Source organism: Bacillus nitratireducens (assembly GCF_036320425.1).
Classification (GTDB): Bacteria; Bacillota; Bacilli; order Bacillales; family Bacillaceae_G; genus Bacillus_A; species Bacillus_A nitratireducens.
In genome coordinates this window covers 1-14867 of the sequence record NZ_JAUMJO010000024.1, presented here as the reverse complement: position 1 = coordinate 14867, position 14867 = coordinate 1, and the positions used below count along the sequence as shown (strand labels likewise).

At 37.3% G+C, this 14867-nt stretch carries 16 protein-coding genes, 1 tRNA gene, 1 rRNA gene, 1 other RNA gene and 1 other annotated feature; of the genes, 15 read left to right on the top strand and 4 right to left on the bottom strand.

The window, feature by feature from the left end:
- Window positions 1–85, top strand: a 5S ribosomal RNA gene (gene rrf / locus Q3V31_RS31075); the annotation flags it as partial.
- 35 nt (window positions 86–120) lie between these two features.
- On the opposite strand, the gene Q3V31_RS30265 is transcribed toward rrf, so the two are convergent.
- Window positions 121–1122: a YaaC family protein gene (locus Q3V31_RS30265; RefSeq protein WP_000546555.1), complete on the bottom strand. Its 1002-nt coding sequence runs from the start codon at window positions 1120–1122 to the stop codon at window positions 121–123.
- A 115-nt stretch (window positions 1123–1237) separates the two neighbouring features.
- Here Q3V31_RS30265 and guaB point away from each other — a divergent pair, with 115 nt between their 5' ends.
- The 7 genes from guaB (at window position 1238) to Q3V31_RS30230 (ending at window position 8189) form a co-directional block, all read left to right on the top strand.
- The gene (gene guaB / locus Q3V31_RS30260) at window positions 1238–2701 is read left to right on the top strand and encodes an IMP dehydrogenase (protein ID WP_000264087.1); all 1464 of its coding nucleotides are present in this window, start codon (window positions 1238–1240) and stop codon (window positions 2699–2701) included.
- Window positions 2702–2814: 113 nt separating this feature from the next.
- Window positions 2815–4125 (top strand): D-alanyl-D-alanine carboxypeptidase family protein, encoded by a 1311-nt coding sequence (locus Q3V31_RS30255; RefSeq protein WP_130783309.1) that lies wholly within the window; start codon window positions 2815–2817, stop codon window positions 4123–4125.
- Window positions 4126–4284: 159 nt separating this feature from the next.
- The gene (gene pdxS, locus Q3V31_RS30250; protein ID WP_000186161.1) at window positions 4285–5172 is read left to right on the top strand and encodes a pyridoxal 5'-phosphate synthase lyase subunit PdxS; all 888 of its coding nucleotides are present in this window, start codon (window positions 4285–4287) and stop codon (window positions 5170–5172) included.
- 19 nt (window positions 5173–5191) lie between these two features.
- On the top strand, window positions 5192–5782 hold the full coding sequence (gene pdxT / locus Q3V31_RS30245; RefSeq protein WP_000238776.1) for a pyridoxal 5'-phosphate synthase glutaminase subunit PdxT: 591 nt from the start codon (window positions 5192–5194) through the stop codon (window positions 5780–5782).
- Window positions 5783–5836: 54 nt separating this feature from the next.
- Window positions 5837–6057: a binding site (T-box leader), on the top strand.
- 51 nt (window positions 6058–6108) lie between these two features.
- Window positions 6109–7383 (top strand): serine--tRNA ligase, encoded by a 1275-nt coding sequence (serS, locus tag Q3V31_RS30240; protein ID WP_000884178.1) that lies wholly within the window; start codon window positions 6109–6111, stop codon window positions 7381–7383.
- A gap of 154 nt (window positions 7384–7537) precedes the next feature.
- Window positions 7538–7630 (top strand) — tRNA-Ser (locus Q3V31_RS30235).
- 166 nt (window positions 7631–7796) lie between these two features.
- Window positions 7797–8189, top strand: a complete 393-nt coding sequence (locus Q3V31_RS30230) for a sigma factor-like helix-turn-helix DNA-binding protein (RefSeq protein ID WP_000364207.1) — start codon at window positions 7797–7799, stop codon at window positions 8187–8189.
- 35 nt (window positions 8190–8224) lie between these two features.
- Here the strand turns inward: Q3V31_RS30230 and Q3V31_RS30225 are convergent, their stop codons facing one another.
- The 3 genes from Q3V31_RS30225 to Q3V31_RS30215 form a co-directional block, all read right to left on the bottom strand.
- Complete coding sequence (locus Q3V31_RS30225) at window positions 8225–8893, bottom strand: deoxynucleoside kinase (RefSeq protein ID WP_001053582.1); 669 nt, start codon at window positions 8891–8893, stop codon at window positions 8225–8227.
- A gap of 2 nt (window positions 8894–8895) precedes the next feature.
- Complete coding sequence (locus tag Q3V31_RS30220) at window positions 8896–9531, bottom strand: deoxynucleoside kinase (protein WP_000148211.1); 636 nt, start codon at window positions 9529–9531, stop codon at window positions 8896–8898.
- A 123-nt stretch (window positions 9532–9654) separates the two neighbouring features.
- Window positions 9655–10194, bottom strand: a complete 540-nt coding sequence (locus tag Q3V31_RS30215; RefSeq protein WP_000798735.1) for a cysteine hydrolase family protein — start codon at window positions 10192–10194, stop codon at window positions 9655–9657.
- Between the two features lie 106 nt (window positions 10195–10300).
- On the opposite strand from Q3V31_RS30215, the gene tadA reads away from it, so the two are divergent.
- From tadA to Q3V31_RS30180, 7 genes are all read left to right on the top strand, one after another.
- Window positions 10301–10795: a tRNA adenosine(34) deaminase TadA gene (tadA, locus tag Q3V31_RS30210; protein WP_000373357.1), complete on the top strand. Its 495-nt coding sequence runs from the start codon at window positions 10301–10303 to the stop codon at window positions 10793–10795.
- Between the two features lie 78 nt (window positions 10796–10873).
- Window positions 10874–11138, top strand: an RNA gene (gene ffs / locus Q3V31_RS30205) — signal recognition particle sRNA large type.
- Window positions 11139–11270: 132 nt separating this feature from the next.
- The gene (gene dnaX / locus Q3V31_RS30200) at window positions 11271–12959 is read left to right on the top strand and encodes a DNA polymerase III subunit gamma/tau (RefSeq protein ID WP_000121591.1); all 1689 of its coding nucleotides are present in this window, start codon (window positions 11271–11273) and stop codon (window positions 12957–12959) included.
- A gap of 25 nt (window positions 12960–12984) precedes the next feature.
- Window positions 12985–13311, top strand: a complete 327-nt coding sequence (locus Q3V31_RS30195; RefSeq protein WP_170957726.1) for a YbaB/EbfC family nucleoid-associated protein — start codon at window positions 12985–12987, stop codon at window positions 13309–13311.
- Between the two features lie 14 nt (window positions 13312–13325).
- Window positions 13326–13922 carry a recombination protein RecR gene (recR, locus tag Q3V31_RS30190; RefSeq protein WP_000559167.1) on the top strand — a complete coding sequence of 199 codons (597 nt, stop codon included), beginning with the start codon at window positions 13326–13328 and terminating at the stop codon, window positions 13920–13922.
- A 14-nt stretch (window positions 13923–13936) separates the two neighbouring features.
- Complete coding sequence (locus Q3V31_RS30185) at window positions 13937–14158, top strand: YaaL family protein (RefSeq protein ID WP_000466017.1); 222 nt, start codon at window positions 13937–13939, stop codon at window positions 14156–14158.
- Between the two features lie 200 nt (window positions 14159–14358).
- Entirely contained in the window at window positions 14359–14628 is a 270-nt protein-coding gene (locus Q3V31_RS30180; protein WP_001089266.1) for a pro-sigmaK processing inhibitor BofA family protein, read from the top strand.
- Window positions 14629–14867 lie beyond the last annotated feature (239 nt).

Sequence of the window (14867 nt, the reverse complement as noted above, 5' to 3'; positions counted from 1 at the left end):
TTCCCATACCGAACACGGAAGTTAAGCTCTCTAGCGCCGATGGTAGTTGGGACCTTGTCCCTGTGAGAGTAGGACGTCGCCAAGCAACTAAAAACACAAGTCTTTTGACTTGTGTTTTTTTTATTTCCCATGAAATAGGCCCGGTTCTGCTAGTAAAAACGCTGAAATATAGTAAGGGATTTTTTGAGCAGAAATATTAAGAAATTGATAAATAAATGGGTAGTCTTCAGAGCTATAGCTTCCAAGTAAGTCATACCACCAATCCGTTTCATACCTAGAAATCATGCTTAAATTATAGAGCAATAAATAATGAACGAGAAGTTCGGGTAATACGGGTTTAGGATTTCTAGGGTCAGTCGTAAGTGGTAAATAATAAGTGTTAGAAAGCTGTTCATAGTATAAAGGAGTACTATACATAGGATTCCATGATTGAATAGGCGCTGAAAAAAACACATTCGATTCATTATCTTTTTCAGGTACGTGTTGTATTGATAAGTGTTTACAGGTTGTTTCGATATAACGAGAAAATCTCTCTTTAGTCATATGTAGTCGATCCAGTATGTTGACTGGAAAGGAGAGCTCATTTTTATTTGTTGAATTGATTTTATATAATGTTGTCCCTTTTTGACTATAGCGAAATAAATGTTGTAACTCAGGAATTTTTCCCAGTAACTCTAACATATTAAACTTTTCTGTTTCCAAGTGTTTCATGTGAAACAGTTGTTCTGCGGCATGAGTAAATAGTCCATTTTTCTGTATTTTCACTTCATCTTCTAAAAATTGATATCCCTGTTTTTTTCGCTTACGGGTCGTCACCCCGTGTGCTAAAACAGTTGTTGATTCTGGATAGTTTGGATTAATGGTTAATAGACAGGCTTTAAAAAGTTGGCCCATTCCATAAAATAGCAACATTGGCTGAATGGAAAATGGAGCTGTCTTATATAATTCATAATAATTTTTACCGTGTTCCAAGTAATAAATAAATGGATAACAATTTTCAAAACTTTTTTTTTCGGCATCTTGAATCGAGGATTTTTCATAACAACGGGCAAGATAATGTTGTACATTTTGAGATGAAAAGAAGAAACTTAATTGCTGCCAAGCACAAGATGTATGATGCATATATTACGCTCCTTTTATTGTCTAAAAATTCTAACATATATATACGTCCTTGACAGTATTTTAACCAATTGATAAGCTACTAATAATAATTTCTGGTATCATGGGGGGAACAATTATGTGGGAATCTAAATTTGTTAAAGAAGGTTTGACTTTTGATGATGTATTACTTGTACCAGCAAGGTCAGATATATTACCAAGAGAAGTAAGTGTTAAAACAGTTTTATCTGAAAGCTTACAGCTAAACATCCCGTTAATTAGTGCAGGAATGGATACAGTAACAGAAGCTGATATGGCCATTGCAATGGCTCGCCAAGGTGGTTTAGGAATCATTCATAAGAATATGTCTATTGAACAACAGGCAGAGCAGGTTGATAAGGTAAAACGCTCTGAAAGCGGCGTTATTTCAGATCCTTTCTTTTTAACTCCAGAACATCAAGTATACGATGCAGAACATCTTATGGGAAAATATCGTATCTCAGGTGTGCCAGTTGTAAATAATTTAGATGAGCGAAAATTAGTTGGTATTATTACAAACCGTGATATGCGTTTCATCCAAGACTACTCAATCAAAATTTCTGACGTAATGACAAAAGAACAGTTAATTACAGCTCCAGTTGGCACTACACTGGAAGAAGCTGAAAAGATCCTACAAAAGTATAAAATTGAAAAGCTCCCTCTCGTTGATAATAACGGTGTATTACAAGGGCTTATTACAATAAAAGATATTGAAAAAGTAATTGAATTTCCAAACTCTGCAAAAGATAAGCAAGGACGCTTATTAGTTGGAGCAGCAGTTGGTGTAACAGCGGATGCTATGCTTCGTATTGATGCATTAGTAAAAGCAAGCGTAGATGCAATTGTACTTGATACAGCTCATGGACACTCTCATGGTGTTATTGAAAAAGTAAAAGAGGTTCGTGCGAAATATCCATCATTAAACATTATCGCTGGAAATGTTGCTACAGCTGAAGCAACAAAAGCATTAATTGAAGCTGGTGCAAATGTTGTTAAAGTTGGTATCGGACCAGGTTCTATTTGTACAACACGCGTTGTGGCTGGCGTTGGTGTACCACAATTAACAGCAGTTTATGATTGTGCGACTGAAGCTCGTAAACACGGTATTCCGGTTATTGCAGATGGCGGTGTTAAGTACTCTGGTGATATGGTTAAAGCTTTAGCGGCAGGGGCACACGTTGTTATGTTAGGTAGTATGTTTGCTGGTGTAGCTGAAAGCCCTGGAGAAACTGAAATTTACCAAGGTCGTCAATTTAAAGTATACCGTGGAATGGGTTCTGTTGGAGCAATGGAAAAAGGAAGTAAAGATCGTTACTTCCAAGAAGGAAACAAAAAACTTGTTCCAGAAGGTATTGAAGGACGAGTACCATATAAAGGACCTTTAGCAGATACAGTTCATCAATTAGTTGGTGGATTACGTGCAGGTATGGGATACTGCGGAGCGCAAGATTTAGAATTCTTACGTGAGAATGCGCAATTCATTCGTATGTCGGGTGCTGGTTTACGTGAAAGCCATCCTCACCATGTGCAGATTACAAAAGAGGCTCCAAACTACTCATTATAATGTCTTATATGTAAATAGACGGAGATTTGATATCTCTGTCTATTTTTTTTTGATTATGTTAGAATAACGGTTATGTGAGTACATAGATATTGGGGGTAGCAAAAGTGAAAGGTATGTTTTGCAAAAGATTCATTGCGTTGGTAACAGTGCTTACAATAGCTTGTAGCATGCTTGTACCATATAGCAATGCATCAGCAGAAACAGGAGCCGCTTTAAACATTGAAGCAGGTGCGGCAATTTTAGTAGAAGCGAATTCTGGGAAGATTTTATATCAAAAAAATGCAGATGAGTTATTGTCAATTGCTAGTATGACAAAAATGATGAGTGAATACCTAGTGAACGAGGCAGTTGCGAAAGGGAAACTAAAATGGGATCAAAAAGTTAAGGTTTCTGAATATGCGTATAACATTTCGCAAGATCGTTCATTATCGAATGTGCCTCTACGAAACGGTGAGTCGTATACAGTAAAAGAGTTATACGAAGCAATGGCAATTTATTCTGCTAATGGTGCAACAATAGCGTTAGCTGAAGCAGTTGCTGGAAAAGAAGTAGACTTTGTAAAAATGATGAATGATAAATCAAAAGAGTTTGGATTAAAAAATTATAAGTTTGTAAATTCTACGGGCTTAACGAACAAGGATTTAAAAGGGCACCATCCTGAAGGGACAACTCCAGATGAAGAAAATAAAATGTCTGCGAGAGATGTAGCAATTTTAGCACAACGTCTTATTCAAGATTTCCCTAAAACATTAGACATAGCAAAGATTTCAAAAAAAGTATTCCGTGAAGGTACTCCGGATCGAATCGAAATGCCTAACTGGAACTGGATGTTAAAAGGGTTAATTAAGGAATATGAAGGCGTAGATGGCCTGAAAACAGGATCAACTCCAGAAGCAGGAGATTGTTTCACTGGTACGATTGAAAGAAATGGTATGCGTTTCATTTCTGTAGTTATTAAAACAAACTCTCATACAGCAAGATTTGATGAGACGAAGAAATTATATGATTACGGCTTTGCTAATTTTGAAATGAAGAAAATGTATGAAAAAGGTTCTTCGGTCAAAGGAAAAGAAACAGTAAGAGTGGAAAATGCGAAAGATAAAGATGTAGCAGTTCAAACGAAACAAGCTGTTTCACTTCCGGTGCCAAAAGGAAGTAAAGACGTTTATAAAACAGAATTCAAAGAAGGAAATAAGGGACAAGAAGCACCTGTTAAAAAGGGAGTTTCACTTGGTCAAATGGTTATAACGCCAAAAGATGGTAATGATCCTGGGTTTTTATCAGGAAAATCATTGCAAGTTGATCTTGTAACAAAATCTGAAGTAGAAGAAGCAGGTTGGTTTACACGTTCTATGCGCGGAATTGGTTCTTTCTTTAGTGGTATGTGGAATAGTGCTGTCGATACAGTAAAAGGTTGGTTTTAAAAGCTCCTCATTGTAGGAGCTTTTTCTTATTCCTATTTTTCATACCGACTTTATGAAAAAGTAGTGGACAAGCATCAGATAGTTAGTGGTAGAATGTAAGAGTATTCTTAATTTTCTTCTTTAACGGGGAAAGCAATTCACCTAGGGGGGTTTTTGTACATGACAAATGTAACAGGGACAGAACGTGTAAAACGTGGAATGGCAGAAATGCAAAAAGGCGGCGTTATTATGGACGTAATTAACGCTGAGCAAGCAAGGATTGCAGAAGAGGCAGGCGCAGTTGCTGTTATGGCACTAGAGCGTGTACCTGCAGATATTCGTGCAGCAGGTGGCGTTTCTCGTATGGCAGATCCAACAATTGTTGAAGAAGTTATGGGTGCTGTGTCAATTCCGGTTATGGCAAAATGCCGTATCGGTCACCTTGTAGAAGCACGTGTATTAGAATCATTAGGGGTAGACTATATCGATGAGAGTGAAGTATTAACTCCTGCTGATGAAGTATACCATTTAAATAAACGTGATTACACAGTTCCGTTTGTATGTGGTTGCCGTGATATCGGAGAAGCTGCACGTCGTATTGCAGAAGGTGCATCTATGCTTCGTACAAAAGGTGAACCAGGAACAGGAAACATTGTAGAGGCAGTGCGTCATATGCGCCAAGTCAATGCAGAAATCCGTCAAGTTGCAAGTCTACGTGAAGATGAGTTAATGACATATGCAAAAAATACTGGTGCTCCTTATGAAGTACTACTTGAAATTAAACGCCTTGGCCGTCTGCCAGTTGTAAACTTTGCAGCAGGTGGTGTAGCAACACCAGCAGATGCAGCGTTAATGATGCAACTTGGTGCTGATGGTGTATTCGTTGGATCTGGTATTTTCAAATCAGAGAACCCAGAGAAATTTGCACGTGCAATCGTTGAAGCAACGACTCATTATGAAGATTACGAACTAATTGCAAGCCTTTCTAAAGGATTAGGTAATGCAATGAAAGGTATCGAAATTTCAACGTTATTACCAGAACAACGCATGCAAGAGCGTGGATGGTAATTAAAGGAGATTCTTTAAAATGGTGAAAATCGGTGTACTAGGTCTTCAAGGTGCAGTTCGTGAGCATGTAAAATCAGTTGAAGCAAGTGGTGCAGAAGCTGTGGTTATAAAGCGTATAGAACAACTTGAAGAGATTGATGGTCTTATTTTACCAGGCGGTGAAAGTACAACAATGCGCCGTCTTATTGATAAGTATGCTTTCATGGAGCCCCTTCGTACATTTGCGAAGTCTGGTAAACCAATGTTTGGTACATGTGCAGGAATGATTCTTCTTGCGAAAACATTGATTGGCTATGAAGAATCACATATTGGTGCTATGGATATTACAGTCGAGCGCAATGCGTTCGGACGTCAAAAAGATAGCTTTGAAGCTGCGCTTTCAATGAAAGGTGTGGGGGAAGACTTTATTGGTGTATTTATCCGTGCTCCGTATGTTGTCAATGTAGCTGATGATGTGGAAGTACTTTCTACGCATGGCGATCGAATGGTAGCGGTAAGGCAAGGGCCGTTTTTAGCTGCTTCTTTCCATCCGGAATTAACGGACGATCATCGTGTAACAGCATACTTCGTAGAAATGGTAAAAGAAGCGAAAATGAAAAAAGTTGTATAAGTAACTTGCAACTTGTATAAGATTATAGTAAATTGATGGTAACAATTTTATAAAATAAGCGTGTTGATAGGAAGTAGTAACAGATGTCGTTTCTTATAGAGAGTCGATGGTTGGTGGAAATCGATAGAAACAGTTTGTGAATCCATCCTGGAATGGAATGTGGAATATCTTTGGATTAGTAAACATTCCCGGTGAAGAGCCGTTATTTCTACTTGAGAGGAAAGCGGTAATGCTTTCAACTAGGGTGGCAACGCGGGTTAACTCCCGTCCCTTTGTATAGGGACGGGAGTTTTTTGTGTTTTATAAAATAAAAGGAGGAGTATATAATGCTTGATATTAAATTTTTACGTACGAATTTTGAAGAAGTAAAAGCAAAATTACAGCATAGAGGCGAAGATTTAACAGATTTTGGTCGCTTTGAGGAACTTGATACGAGAAGAAGAGAGCTACTTGTTCAAACAGAAGAACTAAAAAGTAAACGTAACGAAGTATCTCAACAAATTTCAGTATTAAAGCGTGAAAAGAAAGATGCGGAAGCTCTAATTCTAGAAATGCGTGAGGTTGGAGAAAAAGTAAAAGATCTTGATAATGAGCTTCGTACAGTTGAAGAAGATTTAGAGAGATTAATGCTATCTATCCCAAATATCCCTCATGAATCTGCTCCAGTAGGTGAAACAGAAGATGATAACGTAGTAGCACGTAATTGGGGAGAAGTGAAAGAATTTACTTTTGAGCCAAAACCACATTGGGATCTTGCTACAGATTTAGGGATTTTAGATTTTGAACGTGCTGGGAAAGTAACAGGAAGCCGATTTGTATTTTACAAAGGTGCTGGTGCAAGATTAGAGCGTGCTTTAATTAGTTTCATGCTTGATCTTCATACTGACGAGCATGGATATGAGGAAGTATTACCTCCTTATATGGTAAACCGTGCAAGTATGACAGGAACAGGACAACTTCCAAAGTTTGAAGAAGATGCATTCCGTATTGAAAGCGAAGATTATTTCTTAATCCCTACAGCTGAAGTACCTGTAACGAATATGCATCGTGATGAGATTTTAAGTAAAGAGCAATTACCGATACGATATGCTGCATTTAGCTCTTGCTTCCGTTCTGAAGCAGGTTCTGCTGGTCGCGATACACGTGGTTTAATTCGCCAACATCAATTTAATAAAGTTGAGCTTGTAAAGTTCGTGAAACCAGAAGATTCTTACGAAGAGTTAGAAAAATTAACAAATGATGCAGAACGCGTGTTACAATTATTAGAGTTGCCATATCGCGTTATGAGCATGTGTACAGGAGATTTAGGCTTTACAGCAGCGAAGAAATACGATATTGAAGTATGGATTCCAAGCTATGGCACATATCGTGAAATTTCTTCTTGTAGTAATTTCGAGGCTTTCCAAGCGAGACGTGCAAATATTCGTTTCCGTCGTGAGCCAAACGGAAAACCAGAACATGTTCATACATTAAATGGATCTGGTCTTGCAATTGGACGTACAGTTGCAGCTATTTTAGAGAACTACCAGCAAGAAGATGGTACAATTATAATTCCAGAAGTTCTTCGCCCTTATATGGGAGGAAAAACAGTTATTAAGTAAATTTAAACATTCATCGGTATGAGTGATTGGTAATTATGAGCGCTGTCATTACTATAATGTAGGAGAGGGAAAGTAAAATTTTCCTTTCCTCATAATTTATTTTAGTAGGGTTGACTAACTGTTTTTCTTTTGATATTATATTTGATGTCAATATGGAGGTATACCCAAGTCCGGCTGAAGGGATCGGTCTTGAAAACCGACAGGCGGCGAGAGTCGCGCGGGGGTTCGAATCCCTCTACCTCCTCCAGATATAATTGACAACAGCGCATATAAGTGGAGATTGGAGAACTCGTTACCAACACGTAACGAGTTTTTATTTTAAAACCAATCATAAAGTATGGTGTAAGGCGATTTTGTCCTTATTACACACTCATATTCCGATGATTATCTTCATAGATATGAAAGGAGTCAACATGGATCTTATTATACAAACATTTCCTTTAGATGGAAAAACTTTATATTATGTACAATGTCCTGTCTGTAAGAACAATAGAATTTTAAACAGTGGTGCAAACGTGTCACGCATTATAAGCGATGATACATTCCGTAAACTTTGTGGTTGTACTTGTGATGTAAAACAAGTTGCGAGTAAAGTAGAGGTACCAAAAAAGGTTGAAAAACCAGCTGTAAAGAAAGAAGCAGCTCCAAAACGTACAGGTAAAGTGTTAACAGCAGTAATTAACGGTAAAGAAATGACTGTTAAAGAGATTGCTGAAACATATGATATTAGTACAAGTACTGTTCGTCAGCGTATTAACGCTGGAAAACCTGAGAGTGAAATTATTGCTCCAACAAAGAAGAAGTAATTTAATAGAAAAACCCGTGCATATGCACGGGTTTTTTATTTTACAAGTTTACGTGTTTGCTTTAAAAAATGGCCGATTTTTTTAATGATTGGTTCGATTGAATCGCCATCTTTTAAAATATCGTATTCATTAATGTTTAGTCGTAAAACAGGGCATGAATTAAAGTCATTAATCCAATTTTCGTAACGTCCATGCATCTCTTTCCAATACTCAATTGGTGTTTGTTGTTCCATTGGACGTCCTCGTTCTTGGATACGGTCGACAATATCATCGAAAGAACCTTCTAAATAAATTAATAAGTCTGGGTGTGGGAAGTAAGGAGTCATGACCATAGCATCAAATAAACCTTTGTATGTTTCATAATCAGTTTCTGTCATTGTACCCTTTTCGTGATGCATCTTTGCAAAAATACCAGTGTCCTCATAAATAGAACGGTCCTGGACAAAACCGCCACCATATTCGAAAATTCTTTTTTGTTCTTTAAATCGTTCTGCTAAAAAATACACTTGTAAGTGAAAGCTCCAGCGTGTGAAATCAGCATAGAACTTGTCCAAATATGGATTAGAATCTACTTTTTCGAAAGATGTACGATAACCTAAAGCGTTAGCTAATGCAGTTGTCATAGTTGATTTACCGACACCTACTGTTCCAGCAATAGTGATAACTGCATCATTTGGTATATCATATTTTTGCCTTAAATTCATTATTATTTCGACTCCTTCAAGAGAGTATTTTGAAGAGCGGATAAGATGACATTTAAATCATCAGGATTTCTTACAAAATCCATGTCGTCTCCATTAAACTTCAATACTGGAATATCTGGATGGTCCTTTTTGAAAGCATCCATTGCTGTTTCGTAATCTTTTGTAAGCTGTAGTAAATAATTTGGATCCATATTTTTTTCGAATTCTCTTCCGCGCATCGCAATTCGTTTTTGTAATGTTTCTAGGCTCGCTGTTAAATAAACGATGACATTTGGTACAGGCATATCTTGAGTAAGGATACGATAAATTTGCATGTACTTGTCATATTGAGAATCTTTTAATGTACGTGATGCAAAAATTAAATTTTTGAATATATGATAATCTGCTACTACAGGCTTCCTTTGATCCAAATACTTTATGTTAATATCCTCTAGTTGTTTGTATCTATTACACAGAAAGAACATCTCTGTTTGAAAACTCCATTCGTCGATGTCTTCGTAGAATTTTCCTAAAAAAGGATTTTCATCAACAATCTCTTTTAGTAAGTGGAGTTGCATGTGAGTTGAAATTTCCTTCGCAAGTGAAGTTTTTCCAACACCAATTGGTCCTTCAACCGTGATAAATGGTACTCCGGTCACGCTGTTTCCTCCTTTCAATCAGTGATTTACCGTGACTACTAAAAACACAAAACAGAATTATTGTAGCACAAGAGGGGGGCGAGCGGACTGATTTGATATAAAAAGTTAGAAAATAGATATGTATTAACTAAATTTTATTTGGGATGATGATACAATATTTGCCTTTAATGTGTTCTCCATTATTTTTAAAGCATGTTCATTATCTTGCTCGTTGTTAGAAGCAATGCAATCCTGTGGTACATAAAGTGTATAATTTCTCATATGAGCGTCATTAGCTGTAAAAAGGATGCATATGTTACCGGCAATTCCTGTTAAGATGAGATTTTCGATTTTTAAATAACCTAATAAAGAATTTAAAGGTGTTTCATAAAAGGCAGAGTAATGTGGTTTAATAAAAATGTAATCGTCAGTATGCGGAGCGATGGCCTCGATAATATTTTTACTATAATCATTTGTACAATGAGTAATAAGTTGATCAATGTCAGACCTCCAAAGTTGATAATGGTCATTGACATAAATTACGGGGTAACCTAAAGACTTCATTGTTTCTTTTAATTGTAGAATAGGATTCTTTATGGTTTCACATTTTTGTGCCAGGATGGGCCCGTGGGAGAATTGAAAATCATTAATCATATCGATAATGAGTAAGGCAGTATTTTTCATATGTAATTCCCTCTCTTTCTTCTTTAGGTTGGATTGAATTTATAAAAGTTATCCCACCTGTAAGAAATGAAAAAGTGTATTTTATTTTTGGCGAAAGGACTATATTATGGATCGAGATATTTATTTTATGCAATTAGCAATAGAGGAAGCGAAAAAGGCAGAGGCGATACAAGAGGTACCAATCGGTGCTGTCATTGTGCTAGATGATGAAGTGATTAGTGTCGCACATAACTTGAGAGAAACTGAGCAGAGATCTATAGCTCACGCCGAGCTTTTAGCTATAGATGAAGCTTGTAAAAAATTAGGGACATGGCGCTTAGAAGATGCAACGTTATATGTAACATTAGAACCTTGTCCAATGTGTGCAGGTGGAATTGTATTATCACGCGTAAAAAGGGTTGTATATGGTGCGAGCGATCCGAAAGGTGGATGTGCAGGTACATTAATGAATCTTTTAACCGATGAGCGTTTTAATCATCAATGCGAAGTGGTGGCTGGTGTACTAGAAGAAGAATGTGGTACGTTGTTAACGAATTTTTTTAGGGAGCTTCGTAAGAAAAGAAAAGAAGCGAAAAAATTAGAGAAAAGTAATACGAACTAACGTATTTGCATTTTGTAAAAAAACAAGTTATACTGATAATGCCTTATTGAAGGCAACCGAATATTGGTTTTAACTTTGCCGTGCTAAGCGGGGAGGTAGCGGTGCCCTATACTCGCAATCCGCTCTAGCGAGGCCGAATCCCTTCTCGAGGTTATGTTGCTGTAAGGTCTGCCTTAAGTAAGTGGTGTTGACGTTTGGGTCCTGCGCAACGGGACCCCGTGAACCTTGTCAGGTCCGGAAGGAAGCAGCAATAAGCGGGTCTTCTCGTGTGCCGCAGGAGTGCCTGAACCGAGCTAACTGCTTGAGTAACGCTTATGGTACGTAATCGACAGAAGGTGCACGGCAGTTATATATGTATACAAAACTCACCTTAATATAAAGGTGGGTTTTTTGTATGGAAAATAACTTTTGGAATCTATAAACAGAATGGGTTATAATAAATGAGATAATAACCTTTGAGGGAGGCCGTATTTTCGTGTCATACCAAGCGTTATACCGAACATGGAGACCGCAAAAGTTTGGAGATGTAGTCGGTCAAAAGCACGTGACAAAAACGTTGCAAAATGCCCTTCTTCAAGAGAAAGTTTCACATGCTTATGTATTTTCTGGTCCAAGGGGAACAGGAAAAACGACAATTGCAAAAGTATTTGCAAAAGCAATTAACTGTGAACATGCTCCGGTAGCTGAACCTTGTAATGAATGTCCTTCTTGTTTAGGAATTACACAAGGATCTATTTCAGATGTATTAGAAATTGATGCGGCTTCAAATAACGGTGTAGATGAAATTCGAGATATAAGAGATAAAGTAAAATATGCTCCAAGTGCTGTGAAATATAAAGTATACATTATTGATGAAGTCCACATGCTTTCTATGGGTGCCTTTAACGCGCTTTTAAAAACGTTAGAAGAGCCGCCAGGACATGTTATCTTTATTTTGGCGACAACAGAGCCGCATAAGATTCCACCGACAATCATTTCACGTTGTCAACGCTTTGAATTTCGAAAAATATCAGTAAATGATATCGTTGAGAGATTATCTACGGTTGTGACAAATGAAGGTACACAAGTAGAAGATGAAGCGTTACAAATCGTCGCACGTGCCGCTGAAGGTGGTATGCGTGATGCATTAAGTCTGATTGACCAAGCGATTTCTTATAGTGATGAGACTGTGACGAGTGAAGATGTTTTAGCTGTAACGGGTTCTGTTTCTCAACAATACTTAGGTAACTTAGTAGAATGTATACGTGAAAATGATGTATCAAGAGCATTACGTATTATAGATGAAATGATGAGTAAGGGGAAAGATCCAGTTCGCTTTATGGAGGATTTCATTTACTACTATCGTGATATGCTTTTATATCAAACTTCACCACAATTAGAACATATGTTGGAACGGGTAATTGTAGATGATCAATTCCGTGCATTAAGTGAAGAAATGCAACCGGAAGTAATCTATGAAATTATTCATACCCTTAGTAAGGGACAACAGGAGATGAAGTGGACAAATCATCCACGGATTTTCTTAGAAGTTGTTATGGTGCAGTTGTGTCAGCAGTTTATGATGCAGGCAAATGGTACAGATCGTTTGCAAGCGATTATGAACAGGATGCAGCAATTGGAGAAAGAGTTAGAGCAAGTTAAAAAGAATGGTGTGCCAGCTGGTGTACAGCAGGAAGTAAGAGAGACGCGTGCGACACCAAAACCAGTACGAACAGGAAGTATGAAAATTCCTGTCGGACGCGTGAATGAAGTGTTAAAGCAAGCAAAGCGTCAAGATTTAGAACAGTTAAAGGCTGTATGGGGTGAGTTGTTAGGAAGACTCAAGTCATATAACAAAGTAGCATTTGCTGTTTTATTAGAAAATAGTGAGCCAGTAGCAGCTTCAGATGATACCTATGTGTTAGCATTTCAATATGAAATCCATTGTAAAATGGCAAGTGAAAATCGAGAAGCGATGGATACGTTGGAACAGACTCTTTTTGAATTGCTAAGTAAAAGGTTAAACATGATTGCTATCCCGAAAAGTGAATGGGGTAAAATTCGCGAAGACTTTTTACAACGCGAAGGCGGGGATTCTGAAGAAAGCCCAGAACAAAAAGAAGACCCTCTTATAGAAGAAGCTGTAAAATTAGTAGGGCAAGAACTTATCGAAATAAAAGAGTAATAATAATTAGGAGGAATTAATTATGATGCGTGGCGGAATGGGAAATATGAATAACATGATGAAACAAATGCAAAAAATGCAAAAAGACATGGCGAAAGCGCAAGAAGAGCTTGGCGAAAAAACGGTTGAAGGTACAGCTGGCGGCGGAATGGTTTCTGTTATTGCAAATGGCCATAAGCAAGTCCTTGAAGTGAAAATTAAAGAAGAAGTTGTAGATCCAGAAGATATCGAAATGTTACAAGATTTAGTGTTAGCTGCAACGAACGATGCACTTAAAAAGGTTGATGAACTTTCAAATTCTACAATGGGTAAATTTACAAAAGGCTTAAACTTACCAGGTGGAATGTTCTAGGAGGATATTGATATATGCATTATCCAGAACCAATATCAAAATTAATCGATAGTTTTATGAAATTGCCAGGAATCGGACCGAAAACAGCGGTTCGATTGGCATTTTTCGTATTAGATATGAAAGAAGACGATGTACTAGGTTTTGCGAAAGCGCTTGTGAATGCGAAGCGAGATTTAGCGTATTGTTCTGTATGTGGACATATTACTGACCGCGATCCTTGTTATATTTGTGATGATTCACATCGAGATCAAACGGTTGTCTGTGTCGTGCAAGAGCCGAAAGATGTAATCGCAATGGAAAAAATGAAAGAGTATCAAGGTGTATATCATGTGTTACGTGGTGCGATTTCCCCAATGGAGGGAATTGGACCGGAAGACATTAATATCCCGCAACTCTTAAAGCGACTGCACGATGAAACGGTACAAGAAGTGATATTGGCAACAAACCCTAACATTGAAGGGGAAGCTACAGCGATGTATATATCCCGCCTCTTAAAGCCGACAGGTATTAAAGTAACTCGTATTGCACATGGTCTACCAGTTGGTGGAGATTTAGAATATGCAGATGAAGTAACTCTGTCAAAAGCGCTAGAAGGCCGCAGAGAAGTATAAGAGGAGAAACAAAAATGTTCTTTCAAAAAAAGGGTAAATTGCGTAAAGAGTACGATGATAAGTTAATTGTACTATTGGAAAAAGTAAAGAATGAATGGTTACGTCAAAAGAGAATGGTTGAACAAAGTGTAGAACCATCTCCAGCTGTACTTTGTTCTTTGAAAATAGCGGAGGCAAAATATTTCTTCTTGTTAAAAGAAGCGAAGCGTCGCCCTGTGAAGATGGAACAATGGTAAAAAGGTCCTGCTTATTGAAGCAGGACCTTTTTAGTTTCTATCTTTAGGTTTGTTGACAGTAGTACAGTGTTAATTGATAGCCGGTATGCCTAGGGTCTGTTTTAGGGGGATGAAGTGATAGGAGTTATGCTTATATGTTCTTTTTTATTGTCTTGTCCCATACAAATAGATATGTATAGGTCATTCATAAGGAGGAAAAAATGAATTCTACAATTATTATTGTTGGTATTCTTTCTTTAGTTTTTATTTTTCTTGTTTTTGGTGTTTCATCCAAACCAATACGTTTTATAGGAAAAGCCCTCTTTCATGTTACTTTAGGTATAGCGTTATTATTCGGAGTGAATGTAGCAGGTTCATATTTTGATTTTCATATTCCAATTAATATAGGAACAGCTACTGTATCGAGTTTATTAGGGGTTCCGGGTGTTGCTGCATTGGTAATTATTAAGCTATATATAATGCCAAGATAAAATTATTTTGGCATTTTTTAAAAAAGCGTTGACTTATTAATCGTTAATATGATAAATTAATAAGCGTCGTCAGGAACGAAAGAAAAAAGTTGTTGACAGATTCAACTCGAAATGTTAAATTATAAAAGTCGCTGAAACGCGATGTTGAACTTTGAAAACTAAACGAAACAAACAACGTGAAACGTCAATTTTTATTTTTAGATGCTAGACAAACTAACTTTATTGGAGAGTTTGATCCT